Genomic DNA, 14760 nt, shown 5'->3' with positions numbered 1-14760 from the left:
TAGGATGCGGAGGTGGACGAGTCCACGCTGGGGAGGGGATCTTTTGCGCATACTTGTGGCGTGGGCTGGGGAGGCATCGCCCAACCTCGGCGTGCGCGCGCTGGGACGGGGGTCGGAGGACCTGCTCCGGCAGATCTGGCCGGACGCAGAGTTCACCTGGATGGACTTCGGGAATCGACCTGAGGCGGTCCCGTGGGGGCGGCCCCGCTCGCTCATCAAGGAGCGCGTCCTCGGGCGCTCGGGCATGATGGACTGGCTCGCGCAGTTCGATCTGTACTGGGACACCAGATCCGGCGACAGCTTCGCGGACATCTACGGCGCGAGCCGTCACGCGAAGATGTCGTTGCTGCACGAGTTCGCAGCTCAGGCCGGAGCACGCACCATCCTCGCACCTCAGACCATCGGCCCGTTCGACAGTTGGCGGGGCCGCAGCTACGCCAGGCGCAATCTGCATCGTTCGTCGCTCGCGTTCGCGCGCGATCCCCAGAGTGCGAACGCGGCCGCCGAGCTCGGGCGCCCCGTCGACGTGACGGCGACCGACCTCGTGTTCGGGATCCGTCCCCCGGAGCCGGAGGCGTCGTGGGATGTCCTCCTGAACGTGTCTGGGCTCCTCTGGCGAGCGAGCGACCACGTCGACAACGAGCGCTACCGCCGCCTCATCCGGGCGCTGATCCCTGCGCTGCTGGCGCAGGGACGACGCGTGACCCTGCTCCCCCACGTGCTGGATTCCCACGACCCCGACAATGACGTCCCCGTCTCGTTCGACCTGCAGAACGAGTTCGATGGCCTCATCGATGTGCACGTCCCCGCAGACCTCGACGATGCGCGTTCGACGATCGCAGGGGCGCAGCTTGTGATCGGCGCCCGGATGCACGCCTGTTTGAACGCGCTCTCCACCGGCACCCCCGCTGTGGCGATGGCGTATTCGCGCAAGTTCGGGCCGCTGATGCACGAGCTGGGGTGGGACCAGGTCATCACGCTCGCAGACGCCTCCGTGGGCGTGGACGACGTGATGCGCGCCGTGAACACTCCCGGAGCGAAGCAGCGCGCTCTGGAGGCTCAGGCGGCTGGACAGGCGCTCTTGGAGCCGGTCTCGCAGCGACTGAGCGAGCTGTCGTGAGCAGCATCCGTCGCCTGATCGACGACGTCGTCGATCGCGATGCCTGCAGCGGGTGCGGACTGTGCACGCATCTCGACCTGGGCGTGCAGATGGAGTACGACGGGAACGGCTACCTACGACCGCGCCCCGTCGACGCGCCGAACGAGATCGACCAGGCCGAGCGTCTTTTCCGTCGGGCCTGCCCAGGGATGACCGTCCGAGCGTCCTCGCCGGAGGGTGGCCGCCGCGACAAGATCCTCGGCGACTACCTAGAGGCCTGGGAAGCATGGTCCGTCGATACCGAGCTGCGATTCGCCGGTAGCAGCGGTGGAGCGCTCACCGCGATCCACAGCTGGCTTCTCGCATCCGGGCGTGCCAGTGAGATCATCGGTGGAGCGAAGGACAACGCCGCGCCGCGCCGGTCTGTCCCCGTGCAGATCATGTCTCGAGAGCAGGCGATCGCCGCCGCAGGCTCCCGATACGCACCGCTGGCGACGCTCTCTCACCCGAACGCCCTCACGGCGTCAGCCGTGACCGCGAAGCCGTGCGAGGCTTCGGCGCTGCGTGCGGTCAGCGCGACCGACGGCTCTGCCCCCCTCATTCTTTCGTTCTTCTGCGCAGGCACACCGAGCCAACACGCGACCGACACACTCCTCGCGTCATTGGGGGTCGAGCCGGATGTCGCCGTCGAAGACCTCTGGTACCGCGGCCGTGGATGGCCAGGACGCTTCACCGCGATCGCGGCCGACAAGACCGTGGACGCCGAGTACGAGAGCTCGTGGGGAAGCACACTCGGGCCGACGACCCAATGGCGCTGCAAGGTCTGCGTCGACGGCGTGGGCGGCGCGGCGGATATCGTCTCAGCGGATTCGTGGGCCACCGACGAGCGCGGTTATCCCCAGTTCCTCGAAGCCGAAGGCGTCAGCGCCCTGATCGCGCGCACGCCGCGCGGCCGAGCTACGATTCTCGAGGCGATCGCCGAAGGGGTGATCGCCGTCCGTCCGCTGGATATGCGTCGGCTGGCCGACGCGCAGCCATTGCAGACGAATCGGCGTCGTTTCCTCCTTGCACGTCTGCTCGGATCGTGCCTCGCCGGACGACGGCCTCCCCGGTACCGAGGATTCGGGTTGATGGCATTGGGCTTGCGGCATCCGCGTACATTCATTCGCGTGCTGCGCGGCACTCGCCGGCGCGTGCTCGCTGCCATCAGACGATCATGAGCCCCTCACTCGCCCATACCGCGGCACGGGGCGCCTTCTTCACCCTGCTCGCGCAGATCGCGAAGATCCTGCTGCAGCTGCTCTCGGTCGTGATCCTGTCGCGCCTGCTCTCGCCCCACGACTACGGGCTTCTCGCGATCGTGCTGGTGGTCGTCGGCGTCGGCGAGATCTTCCGAGATTTCGGGCTGACGTCCGCGTCCATCCAGGCGCCGCAGCTGTCCAGCGGACAACGCGACAATCTGTTCTGGGTGAACACGGCGATCGGCGCATCCCTCTCGGTGGTCCTGTTCCTGCTCTCCTGGCCGATCCAGGCGATCACCGGGGAGGCGGAGATCCTCGGCGTCGTCCAATGGCTCTCTCCCCTGTTTCTCCTCAACGGACTGGCGACCCAGCACCGCGCGAATCTCTCCCGTGAGCTCAAGTTCAGGGCACTAGCGATCACCGAGGTCGCGGCCACCGCCGTTGCGCTGGGAGCCGGCATCGCCGCAGCCCTCCTCGGTGCCGAGTACTGGGCGCTCGTGACTCAGCAGCTCGTGCTGGGGACGATGCTGCTCGCCGGGTCCGTGATCGCCGGACGCTGGCTTCCCGGACTGCCCTCACGTCGGCACAGCATCCGCAGCATGATCCATTTCGGCTGGAACATCGTAGCCACGAACATGCTGATCTACGCGGGGTCGCAGATCGACACCGTGATCATCGGGCTGCGTTTCGGCACGACGCAACTCGGCCTGTACAACCGCGCGTTCCAGCTCGTCATGACCCCGCTCGGCCAGGTGCGCGCACCCATGAAAGGGGTCGCACTGCCCGTGCTGTCGCGCGTACAGGAGGACTCCGCGCGCTTCAACACCTACATCACATCTGCACAGCTCGCCCTGGGCTACGCCCTCGGTATCCCACTCGCACTTCTGGCCGGGCTCGCCGAGCCCGTCGTGGCGCTGCTGCTGGGCGCACAGTGGGGCGAAGCCGCTCCGATCGTGCGGTGCTTCGCGATAGCCGGCCTGCTGACGACGCTGTCCTACGTGGGGTACTGGGTGTACCTTTCCCGGGGGCTGGGGACCCAGCTGTTCCGCTACACGATCGTCACAACCCTCATCAAGGCCGCGTGCATCGTGGTCGGCTCGATGTTCGGCCTGCTGGGCGTCGCGATCGCCTTCGCGATCGCGCCTGCTATCGCGTGGCCTCTGTCGATCGCCTGGCTCGCGCGGATTACGCCGATGCCCGTGCGGCGACTCTACGCCGGTGCGTCGAGGGTCCTGCTGGTGACGCTCGGCGTGGGCCTCGCCGGGTATGCCGTGAACGCCGCAGACCTGACCCCTGTCGCCTCGATCGGTCTCGGGTTCCTCGCCGGAGCGCTCGTGGTCGGTCTGTTCATCGCTCTGCCGGTGTACCGCCGCGATCTGCGCAGCCTCATCGAGTTCGTGAAGCTGATGCTCACGCGCGAACGCTGACCGCCGGCTGCTACTTCACCAACAGATCGTCGAAGACCACGGCCAGCGGTGCGTTGGTCGCGCTGCCGGACAGATAGGTCAGCATTCCGACCTGACCCGGCTGCTGCAGTTCGCTCTGCGCATCAGCGGCCGTGACCGTCCAGGCTGCCGGTTGTTCCGTACCCACCGGCCACGCCGCCCCCTTGAGCTCCGTCGTGCCGTCCGCAGTAGTGAGCTGCAGCCGCACGTTCAACGCGGCACCGGCGGTGTGCGTGTATCCCCCGAGCGCCCTGCTCGCGATCGTCGTCTCCGTACCTGCGACGACTTTGGCGATGCTCACAGTGACGCTCCCGCTGGCGGCGACGCGCAGCTTCAACCGGTACTCACCGGCCGCGGTCTTGCGCGACGTCAAATTGATGTGTGCCCCGCCGCCGTTCGCGACCTTGTCGGTCGAGACGACCATGCGCATGTCGGAGTCGAGCACATTCACGCCCGAAAGCGCCGCCCACCGCGTCTGACCGGCGGACATGTCGAATCGGGCGCCACCCCCGGTTGCACTGAGCCCCGCTGTGCCGGTCCAGGCCCCTCCGATCGGCGCCGTCCCGAGGCCTCCGGCGACGTCGCGTGCGAAGTCGTCCTGTGCGATCGGGTCATCAGGAGCCGGCGGAGCCGTCACGGTGACGTTCTGAACGACGGGCTGGCTCACCGCCCCCTCGCTGTCGGTGACCGTCAGGCTGACGGGGTAGACGCCGGCTGCGCCGTAATCGTGCGTCGGGTGGGCTTCGGTGGACACGTTCCCGTCGCCGAGGTCCCACGAGTACCCTGCGATCGACGCGCCGTCGGACGCGGTCGAAGCAGAGGAATCGAAGGCGACGGACAGGTCGGCGGCGTCGGCCGTGAATGATGCCACCGGCGCCGCGTGCGGCGGTGCGACAGCGGCACCGATCACCGACAGGTTGTCCACACTCACCGCGACCGGCGCGTTCGACGTGCTGCCGGACAGGTATGAGAGCACGCCCACCTGCCCTGCCGTCTGCAACGCGGCCGTGGCGTCGGATGCCGTGATGAACCAGTCAGCCGGCTCTTCACTGCCCACGGCCCACACCTTGACCTTGAGCGCGGTGGTCCCCGACGTGGTCACCGTTTCGAGTCGCACGTTCAGCGGAGCACCCGCGACGTGTGTGTACCCCGACAGAACCTTGCTGACGAGCTGAGTCTCCGCCGTGCCCACGAGTCGCGCCAGGCTCACGGTCACGACGCCGGAGGCCGAGATCCGCAGTTTGGCGCGGTAGTCACCGGCCGCGCTCTTGTGCGCGACGAGATTGAAGTGGATGCCTCCACCGTTGGCGACCTTGTCCGTCGCGACCTGAACTGTCGCATCGACGTCGGCCGCGAGAGCGCCGTCGAGGAAAGCGCTCCTGGTCTGGCTCGCAGACAGGGTGATCCTGCCCGCCCCGTCCGAGACTCCGAATCCGGCTGCGCCGCTCCACGTTCCGCCCACGGGGGCAGTCCCCCAGCCCGTCGCGGAGGTCCTCTCGAAGTCGTCCCTCGCCACGAAGTTCACGCTCGCCACCGTGACGCTCTTCACGATCACATCCCCGGTCGCACCGAGGCTGTCGCTCACCGTGAGCGTCACGTCGAAGGTGCCGTTGGTCTCGTAGGTGTGCGTGGGTGCGACCCCGGTTCCCGCGGTTCCGTCTCCGAAGTCCCAGTTGTACTCGAGGGTCGCCCCGTCGTGTGCCATCGAACCCGATGCGTCGAACGAGGCCATGAGACCGCTCGTAGACGACGTGAATGCACCCTCCGGCGCCGCGTGAGAGACGGCAACCTCGGCGGTCACTGGCTCGCTCACCGCCCCCGTACTGTCGGTGACAGACAGCGACACGGTGTACGTACCCGCAGCCGCGTACGCATGCGTCACCGCCGCTTCGTTGGAAGTGGATCCGTCGCCGAAGTCCCATGCGTAGCCGCTGAGGGTGGCGCTGCCGCTGGTCGTCGACGCCGAGGCATCGAACGCGACAGAGAGTCCGGTCGGCGTGGACGTGATCGCCGCGGTCGGCGGCACGTGCGGCGGGGTTGCGACGACCGAGGTCGTCGCCGTCGCCGTCATGTTCGCGCTGTCGCGCACGGTAAGGGTGACGGTGTAGGTGCCGGGGGCTTCATAGGTGTGCGAAGCGGTGACACCGGTCGCGACCTTCCCGTCGCCGAAGTCCCAGGTGTACGACGAGATCGTTCGACCCGCCGGCGCCGTGGATCCCGCACCGCTCAATTGCCAGCTCAGCTCCGCTCCTGTTGCCGCCGCGACGGCGGTCGGCCGCGCGAGACCGGCGCCGATCGCGTAGTGGGCAGAGATCTGATCCGAGCTGAGGGCGGTGGGGTACACCGCCACCTCATCGACGCGGCCGTTGAAGTAGGACGAACTGGGCTGGTTCGGCCACCCGCCGAGGTTGTCTCCACCGACACGCCAGTAGCCGACATAGTCGTTCGCGGCCGGCGCCGCCGCGTTGGAGGCGACGCGTGTCCCGTCCACGTAGAGCTCGATCCCGTTGGCTCCCTGTGTGGCCACGGCGTGATGCCAAGCTCCATCGCGGTAGGCGGCGGGCGACGTCACCGTGTTCGTCACCCCGGAATACGAACCGAAGATGATGCGTCCGTCGTTGCGCATGTAGAGATGACGGTCGTAGTTGCTCGAGTTCCCAGATGCGGAAGACCCAAAGCCGACCAGCTTGCCGCCGCTGGAAGTCGTCGTATTGAACCAGAGCTCAACCGAGTATTCCCGAGGAGATGCCATGCTCGAGGTGGACGAGACCAGGCCAGTCGAGGAACCATTGAGCGACACGGCCCCTCCGCCGGAATCACCGGCGATGGCGTTGCTCGATGACCAAGAGGCACCGGATCTCACCACCCCGTCGTTCGTCCCTGCCCAATCGGCGGCACCGTCCCGGCTGCCGAGGCGCCAGTACTGATTCGCCCCGGTGTCGAGCACTGCCGTGGCGTAAGCGGATGCCGGCGTCGAACTCACCGTGGCAACCACTGGGTTGCTCGTCGCGCTGTTTCCGTCGCCGTCTCGTGCGATCACTCGATAGGTCTGCGATGATCCCGGCTGCAAGCCTGTATCCGTCAGGGTCACTGTCGGCATCTTCCAGAACGTCGAACTGACAGTCTTCGTCGCCACGGGAGTCGCGACGCCGTCTCGACGGAGTTCATACGTGATGTTGAGGTCGTCGCGGTCCCAGTTGGCGGGGATCGACACGCGGACGGTCTCGGCCTGCACCGACTTCGCCGTCGGCTGCCATGCTGCGCCGGCGAGCCGTGGGGCCTGCTTGGGTCCGCCCGCCGGATCGTTCGAGAAACGAGCGATCCCCTGGTTGCGCTGACCATTGACGTATGGGAACTCGCCGCCGACGACGACGTACTCACCGTTTCCGGTCACGGTCCAACCAGCCTGCCCTGATCCCGACACGGTACCGGTGGTCCAGTCCGGGTACCAGTTCACGGCCGCGGGAGCTGGATAGCCACCCCAGTCGGCGTAGATGGAATTGACGTACGGGGAAGTGGTCAGAGTTCCCTTGCGCGCCGCCGTGTAGATCGTCGCATGCCGAAGGTTTCCGGGCGCTGGGTTCGCTTGAGGCAGACCGCCAGCCGTCTGGCAGTCGTGCTCGTGGCCGGTGCTGTACACGTTCGTACCGTCCGAGTACACGCCGTAGTGGTCGCCATGGCAGTCAGCGATCCAGCGGACGTTGCCGGTGCCGGCCTCTGCGGCGAAGAGTCCTTCGAGGTTTCCAACCTCCTTATTGGCGAAGACCCACCCGGTGCCGAAGACGGCGTCACCGTCGGTGGTCAACGTCGAGATGCCCGCCTTGCCCGTATTGCCGCCCTCGCCCCAGCCGTTCCTGACCGTCGCGGTTACCGCCCAGGGAAGGACGGAACCGTTGTTGACGTCCAAGGCCGCCAGCCCGCGCTGAGAGGCACCGTTGACGAGCGAGAAGCGACCGCCGATGATCACCTTCTCCTGCGTCGGATCCATCACCATCGTGTCGACCTGCAGGTCCGTCGTGGGCGCCCAGCCCAGAACCGCTCCTGCCGTGCTGACCGCGGCGAGGTTCTTGCGTGTGACGCCACCTGCTGCACCGATGAGCCCTCCGACGTAGACGGTGGTGTCTGTGGCCACGATCGCATTCACATACGATCCGCCGATCGCGGGCTTGAAGGTCGTGAGCAGGTTGCCTGTTGCAGTGTCGAAGGCAGCGAAGTTGAAGCGCGTCTGGCCGTTCACGTTGTTGAAAGACCCACCGACGTAAAGGCGCGAACCGTCTGGCGATACGGCGAGCGATCGCACGGTGCCGTTGATCTGCGGCGCAAATGACGTCGCGACACCGGTCGTGATGTCGTACGCGAGCAGATTTGATCGCGGCATGAGATTTGCACCCGGCGCCGCGCCTGCAGGGCGCGCGTTCGAGAAGCTGCCGCCCGCATAGACCGTGTCGCCGTTGATGACCTGGGTCCACACGATGCCCGCATCGATCTGAACCGTGGGCAGCGGATCCGCCGTCACGGTCGACTCATTGCGCTGCTCGATCGGCGCTCGCCCGTCGGCGGCGGATGCCGGTGCGCCGATGCCGACCGCTAGTCCGAAGCCGACGACGGCCGAAGCCACGATCATCGCGGTGAGACGCTGCACACGAGAATTGCGATTCATTTCCAGCTACTCCTAGATCTCACCGACGAACAGCGCGATGGGTGCGCCCGCCACATACTCGACACGAATGGACAGCCCGTCCCGTCCTTCAGCAGGCAGGCCGAAGACGTAGACGCCCTCGGATTCGCTGCCTGCCGCAAGCTCACCGGAGAACGGCGCCGCGGGCGCGGACGTCGTCGGCTGCCCGAAGGCGCCGTCATCGCCGGTCAACGACACCATCACGGTGCTGAGGTCTACTGCGGCGCCGGTGCCGTTTGTGATCGTCAGATGCACCGCGACGGCAGGTCCCGCGACCTCGCCGGGGGTCTCCGCCTTCGTCTCGACGCGATCGACGTTGCCGACAGTGACCACAACGCCGGTCTTGAGCTCGGCTGGCTCATCCAGTGGGATGGGGTCGGGATCCACCGGATCTGCAGGTAGATCCTCTTCGGCGACCACGACTTCATCGACGGTCCCACCGTCGGGAGCCGGAATGGTCGCCGTCGGCACCGGTTCGCTGTTCTGCTTCCCATCAGCGGCAGGCTCGGCCACACACCCTGTGAGCAGCATCCCGACGATCAGAGCCGCGCTCACTCCGAGCGCGAACCGCTGACCTCCGAATACGCTCGAAGATCGATTCCCCATAGTCATCTCCCCAGACGACGTTCATCCACGCGTCAATACGCAGATACTTCCCCAGTGTTTCCCGCGCCCCCCGCGGGAGAAAGCGCTGCACCCCAACTTCGCAGTCGGCTTTCCGGCGTCAGAATATCACGGATCCTGGTTCGCGCGAAGGCCAATATTCGCGCGGTCATCGGTGCGCTCTACCGGTTGGATCGAGGCCGCAGCCGGGATCTCGCCGCGTCGAGAACACGGTCCCGTTTCGCTGCGCGAACGAAGCGACGTGCGTCGCCCTCATCAACAAAGAGTCCCCGTCGCGTCCAGAACTGGGAAAGCACCGCTGTCGCGGCCGAATCCAGTCGGCCCAGCGCGCGACGGTGAACGGCGAAGAACGGCGCGTCCCAGCGGTCAACCTCCGCCAGCGCGGCTCGTACGCCATCGCCGTCGGATGCTCCCGCCCACACCGTCGGCGACTGGATCGCGTCTCCGTCATACTCTTCCGACCAGGAACCGTCGCTGCGGTGGACCCAACCCGAGTAGAGGAAGAACTCGGACAGCCCCTGTTCCACGAACTCCGTTGCGAAGGGGCGGCCCGATCGAGCGCCGATGCCGGAGACGACGTCTCGAGCGCGTGCCGTGCGCATCACGAACGGTGTCGAGGTCGGCGGGTACCGATCCGCGAGGGACTCATCCAAATCCAGGTACTTCAAGGTCGTGCGCAGTCGCGGCAGAAGAGGATGGTCCGCATAGCTGTGGAATCCGCCGCGGAGCAGCCCGTCGGCGGACACGAAGTCGGAGAACCCCACCGGCCGGACCAGGTGGTTCTTAGCGTCGAGCAGCACGTACGCGGCCGTCTCGACGCTCGCCGACACGGCGAGCTTCAGCACCTGCTGCACCGTCCATCCCGATGCCGACGGAAGATCGGTCACCTCCTCGGCACGGGCGATCTGCACGCGGGGTGCGAGTCGCCCGTACTCCACGCGCAACGCCTGCGCATCCCGCGCCCCGAGTGCGGGGTGCCCGTTGTCCACGACGAGGATCCGTTCGACAGCATCCTCGTCAAGGAACCGGGCCAGGGAACGAGCCTGAAGCCGCAGCAGCGAGTCCTCCGCCCGAAACGTCACTGTGACGAAGGTCAGGCCGCGCGTGGAAGTCATGATGCGTCCCTCTCGAAGGGCCGCAGCGGGTCGCGCACCACGTCCAGCCCTTCGGACGCGAGCAGCCGGGTTCCCGCATCGGAACGGCTGGTCTCGAGCCGGAGGCCCGGCCCTGCGAGTTGCTGGGCCACCTCGGGGAAACTGGAATAGTGCGGCCCCAGAAGATGTCCGGCTCCCGCGAGCAGATAGAGATCCACGACGGAGGATTCCAGCGCTTTTCGCGTGTTGTAGCCTCCCTTGTCCTGCTGAGCGAACGTCGACGGCACGGCGTCCTGGATCTTCTGCTGCGCCTCGTGCGTGTCGGCGGAGACGAAGAAGCTCACATCGCGATTCGTCGCGATCTCCTGCATACGGCTTATGTACCATTCCACCGGAGAATGCTCCAGCGTCTGGGCGTTCGAGACCGCGTGGGTTCTGACCATCACACCGACATAAGGGCGTCCGCGGAGATTCTGCGCATGCAGAGCGAGAACGCGTTCCCGGAGCGGAGATACCAGTTCGAGTCGCTGCAGATGGGCAGCCCACGGCTCGGCTGTCGGCGGCAGTCGCAGGGCGTGCGGGGTCCGGATCTGCCAAACGCGCTCGCGCGCGGCGCCGTCCATCCAGTCGAGCGTGTGGTCCCGGTACGGGTGCTTCAGCGAGAGCAAGCGAGAGCGGGCCGCCGAGATCCTGCGCTCGTCGAATCTCCACAGATCCGTCAGCTCCGCACCGAATCGCCTTCCCGTCGGCCAGGTGTATCGGAAGGAACGCCCCGTCGCCCGCGCCAGGGAGAGCGCGCCGAGCGCGACGCGAAGCCGGTTGCCGAGCCCATGGTACTTGCCGATGAACGCGACAACGCTCCCCGCATCCGAATCATTCATGTCTCACGCCCTGCCTCCGCACCCCTGCGCGCCGCAGGAACCGCCATCCCTCCCATGTCCCCCGCAAGGCGGGCCAGAACGTCCGTGCCGGATGGAGGAACTGCCGCCGCCCCCCTCTGAGAAGGATCTCCCATGCCGCCTTGGGCGCGCGCCGCACCCACCGCCGCTGCGGCGAGGTCGACAGGTGCTTCGCCGCGAACACCAGGCGATTGCGCGTGTTGAAGCGGTAGTAGATCGGTGACTTCGCGCGTCCTCCCCCCTGCGTGCCCCCGGGGCTGTGCACCGCGACGATCGACTCATCGAATACGATGCGCCCCCCGGACCGCGCGACCCTGACTGAGAGATCCACGTCTTCCCAGTACAGGAAGTAGTCGTCATCGAAACCACCGATCCTCTGCCAGAGGTCGACTCCGACCGCGAAGCACGCGCCACTGACCCAGGTCGCCGATTCCGGGAACGCGCGTCCGTCGACGAGACGCCGCAATGACCCGTCTGCGAGGTTCACTTCCATCGTTGAGGAGAAGTGTCCGCCATCCGGACGGACGACCAGCGGCGCGACGAGAACATCTCCGCTCGCGTCCGCGACCGCGTCGACCAGACGCTCGACGCCATCCTCACGCAGGAAGGCATCAGGGTTGAGCAGAACGAGGACTTCGGCGCCCTGGTCGATGGCTGCGGTGGCGGCGAGATTCATCCCCGCCCCGAAACCGAGGTTCGTATCCGGCTTCAGCACTGTCCATCCGAAACGCGCACCCAGCGCTGCCAGCGCCGTGCGCTCGGCTGGCGTCGTCAGATTGTCCACGATGACGACGGACACGTCGTCGGGCAGAGCCGTCCTGGCCAAATTCTCTGCGATCAGACAGTGCGAACCGTAGTTCACGACGAGCAGCGCGGCCCGTGCGGTCACTGCGCCCTCTCCTGATCGATCCGGACCATGTCGCGGAACCACTTGATCGCGGCCGCGACGAGAAAGAGCAGGCAGGCCGCGGCGAGTGCGCCATAGAGGGCGATGAATCCCGCGGACCAACCCCAGATCACGAAAGAAGCGCACAGGATCCCATAGTCGGTCGGCAGCAGTACGAGCGACCGGATGCTCCCGCCTCCGCCCACAGCCGCAGAGGACGCGACGGCAGCCTTGCCCTTGAGCAGGTCGTTGAGGATCATGCCGAAAAAGGTCGTGTTGGCCACGACCGCAAACACCAGCGGAATTGCGAGCAGCCCAGTCGGGACCGAGTCGTTCCGCGCCAGGCCGACCAGCACCGCGAGATGGAGGCTGCTGATCTTCAACGCATCGATGAAGTGATCGAGCCACTCTCCAGCGAGCGACCCGCCCCCACGGAGACGGGCGACCTGACCGTCGGCCGAATCGAGGGCGTATCCGAGGGCCAGCAGCAACCAGATACCGATTCCGGTCCAGAGCGAGACGGGCGCCACTGCGATCAGTGCGATTCCGGTGAACGTGAATGCGGCGCTCACGAGCGTCACCTGGTTCGGGGTCGCCCCCATCCGGAAAGCTAGCGCCGCAAGGAATCGACCCACCGGACGATTCACATAGATCGAGTACCCGGGCGCTCCAGCAGCCCGCCCCTTCTGCGCCGACCGCAGACGCGACAAGGTCTGCGCGAACGATTCAGACGCGCCGGACTCCCCAGATTCAGCTTGCGTTCCCACGAGGGACAGTATGCACTGCTCTGCCCGCTTCGTGCGATCAGACGCTACATTGACTCATGGGGAAGGGGACGCCGTGGGGAATCTTCGCGTCATGCAGACGTTCGGCACGCCGAGGGCGACGACGAATCCGTACATCGTCCAGCTGTCCGCGGCTTTGGCCGAGGAACCGCGGATCGAGCATGTTCCGTTCGATTGGCGTGTGGCGCTGTTCGGCCACGTCGACGTGCTCCACGTGCACTGGGCCGACACTCTTCTCGCCGCCCGTAATCCCCTCAATCGGTGGGGGAAACGGCTCGCCATGACGCTGCTGCTCTGCCGCATCGCCGTGCGCGGAACCGCCGTGGTGCGCACGGTCCACAACATCGAGTCCCGCGACGTGAACCGTCTCGACGGCGCACTCATCCGTCGTCTCGAAGAGCGTGCAGTACTGCGCATCCATCTGACGTCGACGACTCCGTCCCGAGCAGGAACGCTGTCCGTCGTGATCCCCCACGGTCACTACGTCGACTGGTTCGCGGACTTCGCGAAGGAGCAGATGGTCGACGGCCGCATCGGATACGTCGGTCTGCTCAAGGCCTACAAGGGCATCGATAATCTCCTCACGGCATACGGCGACGCGTCGACCCCTGGTCTGTCGCTGCGCCTCGCCGGCCGTCCGGCCGACGCCGAGACCTCCGCGCTCATCGCGGACCGACTACCGGACCTGTCGAATGCCGAGGCCGACCTGCGATACATCAGCGAAGCAGAGCTGGTCACGCTCGTGACTTCCAGCGAGGTCGTCGTGCTCCCGTACAGGCAAATGCACAACTCCGGTGCCGCGCTTGCCGCGCTTTCGCTCTCCCGCCCCATCATCGTCCCGGCGAACCCGACGAACGCCGCGCTTGCGGAAGAGGTGGGCGAGGGCTGGGTCCAGCAGTTCGCCGGAGACCTCGACGGGAACAGCCTCGACGCGGCGATCACCGACCTCCGGTCGGCGACACGATCCGCTGACCCCGACCTGTCAAACCGTGGGTGGACGGATGCCGGACGATTGCATGCGGACGCGTATCTGCGCGCAACGGCGGAGCAGCGGAAGCGAAGGACGCACCGATGAGCCGTCACGTGATCGCCATCCCGACCTTCAGACGGCCGGCAGCACTGGAGGCGGCACTCGTCGCGGTCATGGATCAGATCGAGAGGATCGCACCGCAGCACAGTGCCACGATTCTCGTGATCGACAACGATGCAGAGGGCAGTGGTCGTCAGACGGCCGAGCTCCACGGCATCCGGTACGTCATCGAAGCGGAACCGGGCATCGCGGCGGTGCGCAATCGCGCTCTGTCCGAGTGCACGGATGCCGACACGGTCATCTTCATCGACGATGACGAAGTCCCTCAACCCGGCTGGCTCAGCGCACTCCTCACCATGTACGCGGACACGTCGCCGACCGCCGTCGCCGGCAAAGTCATCACCGTGTTCCCTGACGCGGCCGACGCATGGGTTCGCTCCAGCGGAGCGTTCATCCGACCCCAGCGGCAGCACGGGCAGCTGATCGCCGAAGCGGCGACGAACAATCTGCTCCTGGATGTCGCCGAGGTCCGTCGCCTCGACCTGCGATTCGACGCTCGGTTCGGGTTGACCGGGGGCAGCGACAGCATGTTCACGCGATTGCTGATCGCACGCGGCGGGAGCATCCGCTGGGCCGAGGATGCCGTGGTGGTCGAGCAGGAGGATCCGGGTCGGTTCACCCGGCGCTGGGTGCTGATGCGCACGTTCCGGTTCGGCAACACCGCCGCGCGCGTCGATCTCGCGCTCGCCGCCACCACCATGGACCGCCTCAGGGCGCGCGTGAGAATGATCCTGCGCGGCGGAGCACGCATCGTCGGCGGCGGCGGACGATGGGCGGTCGGCGCCCTCTCGGGTTCGGTTCGGCATCGGGCGCGGGGCCTGCGCGCCGCGTACCGAGGAGCCGGCATGATCGCGGGCACCGTCGGGTACGCCCACGACGAGTACGGGCGCCGCCGGGCACAGGGAAGCCACTGAGCCGA

Annotated in this window: 11 protein-coding genes; 5 read left to right on the top strand and 6 right to left on the bottom strand. The window is 66.8% G+C overall.

Annotation, left to right across the window (positions count from 1 at the left end):
- Positions 1-43 precede the first annotated feature (43 nt).
- From ACWAT3_RS11480 to ACWAT3_RS11470, 3 genes are read left to right on the top strand one after another with little or no spacing between them, the layout of a single operon-like run.
- Positions 44-1120, top strand: coding sequence for a polysaccharide pyruvyl transferase family protein (locus ACWAT3_RS11480; RefSeq protein WP_460798522.1), 1077 nt, complete (start codon positions 44-46; stop codon positions 1118-1120).
- The gene (locus tag ACWAT3_RS11475) at positions 1117-2319 is read left to right on the top strand and encodes a Coenzyme F420 hydrogenase/dehydrogenase, beta subunit C-terminal domain (protein ID WP_460798520.1); all 1203 of its coding nucleotides are present in this window, start codon (positions 1117-1119) and stop codon (positions 2317-2319) included. Before ACWAT3_RS11480 ends, ACWAT3_RS11475 begins: the two co-directional genes overlap by 4 nt.
- Complete coding sequence (locus tag ACWAT3_RS11470) at positions 2316-3767, top strand: lipopolysaccharide biosynthesis protein (RefSeq protein WP_460798519.1); 1452 nt, start codon at positions 2316-2318, stop codon at positions 3765-3767. The genes ACWAT3_RS11475 and ACWAT3_RS11470 overlap by 4 nt, the downstream gene beginning before the upstream one ends.
- 10 nt (positions 3768-3777) lie before the next feature.
- Here the strand turns inward: ACWAT3_RS11470 and ACWAT3_RS11465 are convergent, their stop codons facing one another.
- From ACWAT3_RS11465 to ACWAT3_RS11440, 6 genes are all read right to left on the bottom strand, one after another.
- A complete protein-coding gene (locus ACWAT3_RS11465; RefSeq protein ID WP_460798517.1) occupies positions 3778-8445 on the bottom strand; it encodes a PKD domain-containing protein in 4668 nt (1555 codons plus the stop codon).
- Between the two features lie 12 nt (positions 8446-8457).
- Positions 8458-8883, bottom strand: coding sequence for a DUF4352 domain-containing protein (locus ACWAT3_RS11460; protein WP_460798516.1), 426 nt, complete (start codon positions 8881-8883; stop codon positions 8458-8460).
- 365 nt (positions 8884-9248) lie between these two features.
- Positions 9249-10202 (bottom strand): DUF6492 family protein, encoded by a 954-nt coding sequence (locus ACWAT3_RS11455; protein WP_460798514.1) that lies wholly within the window; start codon positions 10200-10202, stop codon positions 9249-9251.
- Positions 10199-11062 (bottom strand): O-fucosyltransferase family protein, encoded by an 864-nt coding sequence (locus ACWAT3_RS11450; protein ID WP_460798513.1) that lies wholly within the window; start codon positions 11060-11062, stop codon positions 10199-10201. Before ACWAT3_RS11450 ends, ACWAT3_RS11455 begins: the two co-directional genes overlap by 4 nt.
- Positions 11055-11969: a glycosyltransferase family 2 protein gene (locus tag ACWAT3_RS11445; protein ID WP_460798512.1), complete on the bottom strand. Its 915-nt coding sequence runs from the start codon at positions 11967-11969 to the stop codon at positions 11055-11057. The genes ACWAT3_RS11450 and ACWAT3_RS11445 overlap by 8 nt, the downstream gene beginning before the upstream one ends.
- Positions 11966-12568, bottom strand: coding sequence for a CDP-alcohol phosphatidyltransferase family protein (locus ACWAT3_RS11440; protein ID WP_460798510.1), 603 nt, complete (start codon positions 12566-12568; stop codon positions 11966-11968). The genes ACWAT3_RS11445 and ACWAT3_RS11440 overlap by 4 nt, the downstream gene beginning before the upstream one ends.
- A gap of 238 nt (positions 12569-12806) precedes the next feature.
- On the opposite strand from ACWAT3_RS11440, the gene ACWAT3_RS11435 reads away from it, so the two are divergent.
- Both ACWAT3_RS11435 and ACWAT3_RS11430 read left to right on the top strand, forming a co-directional pair.
- Complete coding sequence (locus ACWAT3_RS11435; RefSeq protein WP_460798509.1) at positions 12807-13826, top strand: glycosyltransferase family protein; 1020 nt, start codon at positions 12807-12809, stop codon at positions 13824-13826.
- Positions 13823-14755: a glycosyltransferase family 2 protein gene (locus ACWAT3_RS11430; RefSeq protein WP_460798508.1), complete on the top strand. Its 933-nt coding sequence runs from the start codon at positions 13823-13825 to the stop codon at positions 14753-14755. The genes ACWAT3_RS11435 and ACWAT3_RS11430 overlap by 4 nt, the downstream gene beginning before the upstream one ends.
- Positions 14756-14760 lie beyond the last annotated feature (5 nt).

This window comes from Microbacterium sp. GXF0217, from assembly GCF_054798195.1.
Note: the sequence above shows the minus strand (reverse complement) of the source record. Positions and strands in the feature narration are given on the sequence as shown.

Bases quoted from the DNA above. Each gene is read 5' to 3' on its own strand.
- ACWAT3_RS11440 (WP_460798510.1), bottom strand. From the start codon at position 12,568: ATGGGGGCGACCCCGAACCAGGTGACGCTCGTGAGCGCCGCATTCACG.
- ACWAT3_RS11455 (WP_460798514.1), bottom strand. From the start codon at position 10,202: ATGACTTCCACGCGCGGCCTGACCTTCGTCACAGTGACGTTTCGGGCG.
- ACWAT3_RS11470 (WP_460798519.1), top strand. From the start codon at position 2,316: ATGAGCCCCTCACTCGCCCATACCGCGGCACGGGGCGCCTTCTTCACC.
- ACWAT3_RS11430 (WP_460798508.1), top strand. From the start codon at position 13,823: ATGAGCCGTCACGTGATCGCCATCCCGACCTTCAGACGGCCGGCAGCA.
- ACWAT3_RS11450 (WP_460798513.1), bottom strand. From the start codon at position 11,062: ATGAATGATTCGGATGCGGGGAGCGTTGTCGCGTTCATCGGCAAGTAC.
- ACWAT3_RS11465 (WP_460798517.1), bottom strand. From the start codon at position 8,445: ATGAATCGCAATTCTCGTGTGCAGCGTCTCACCGCGATGATCGTGGCT.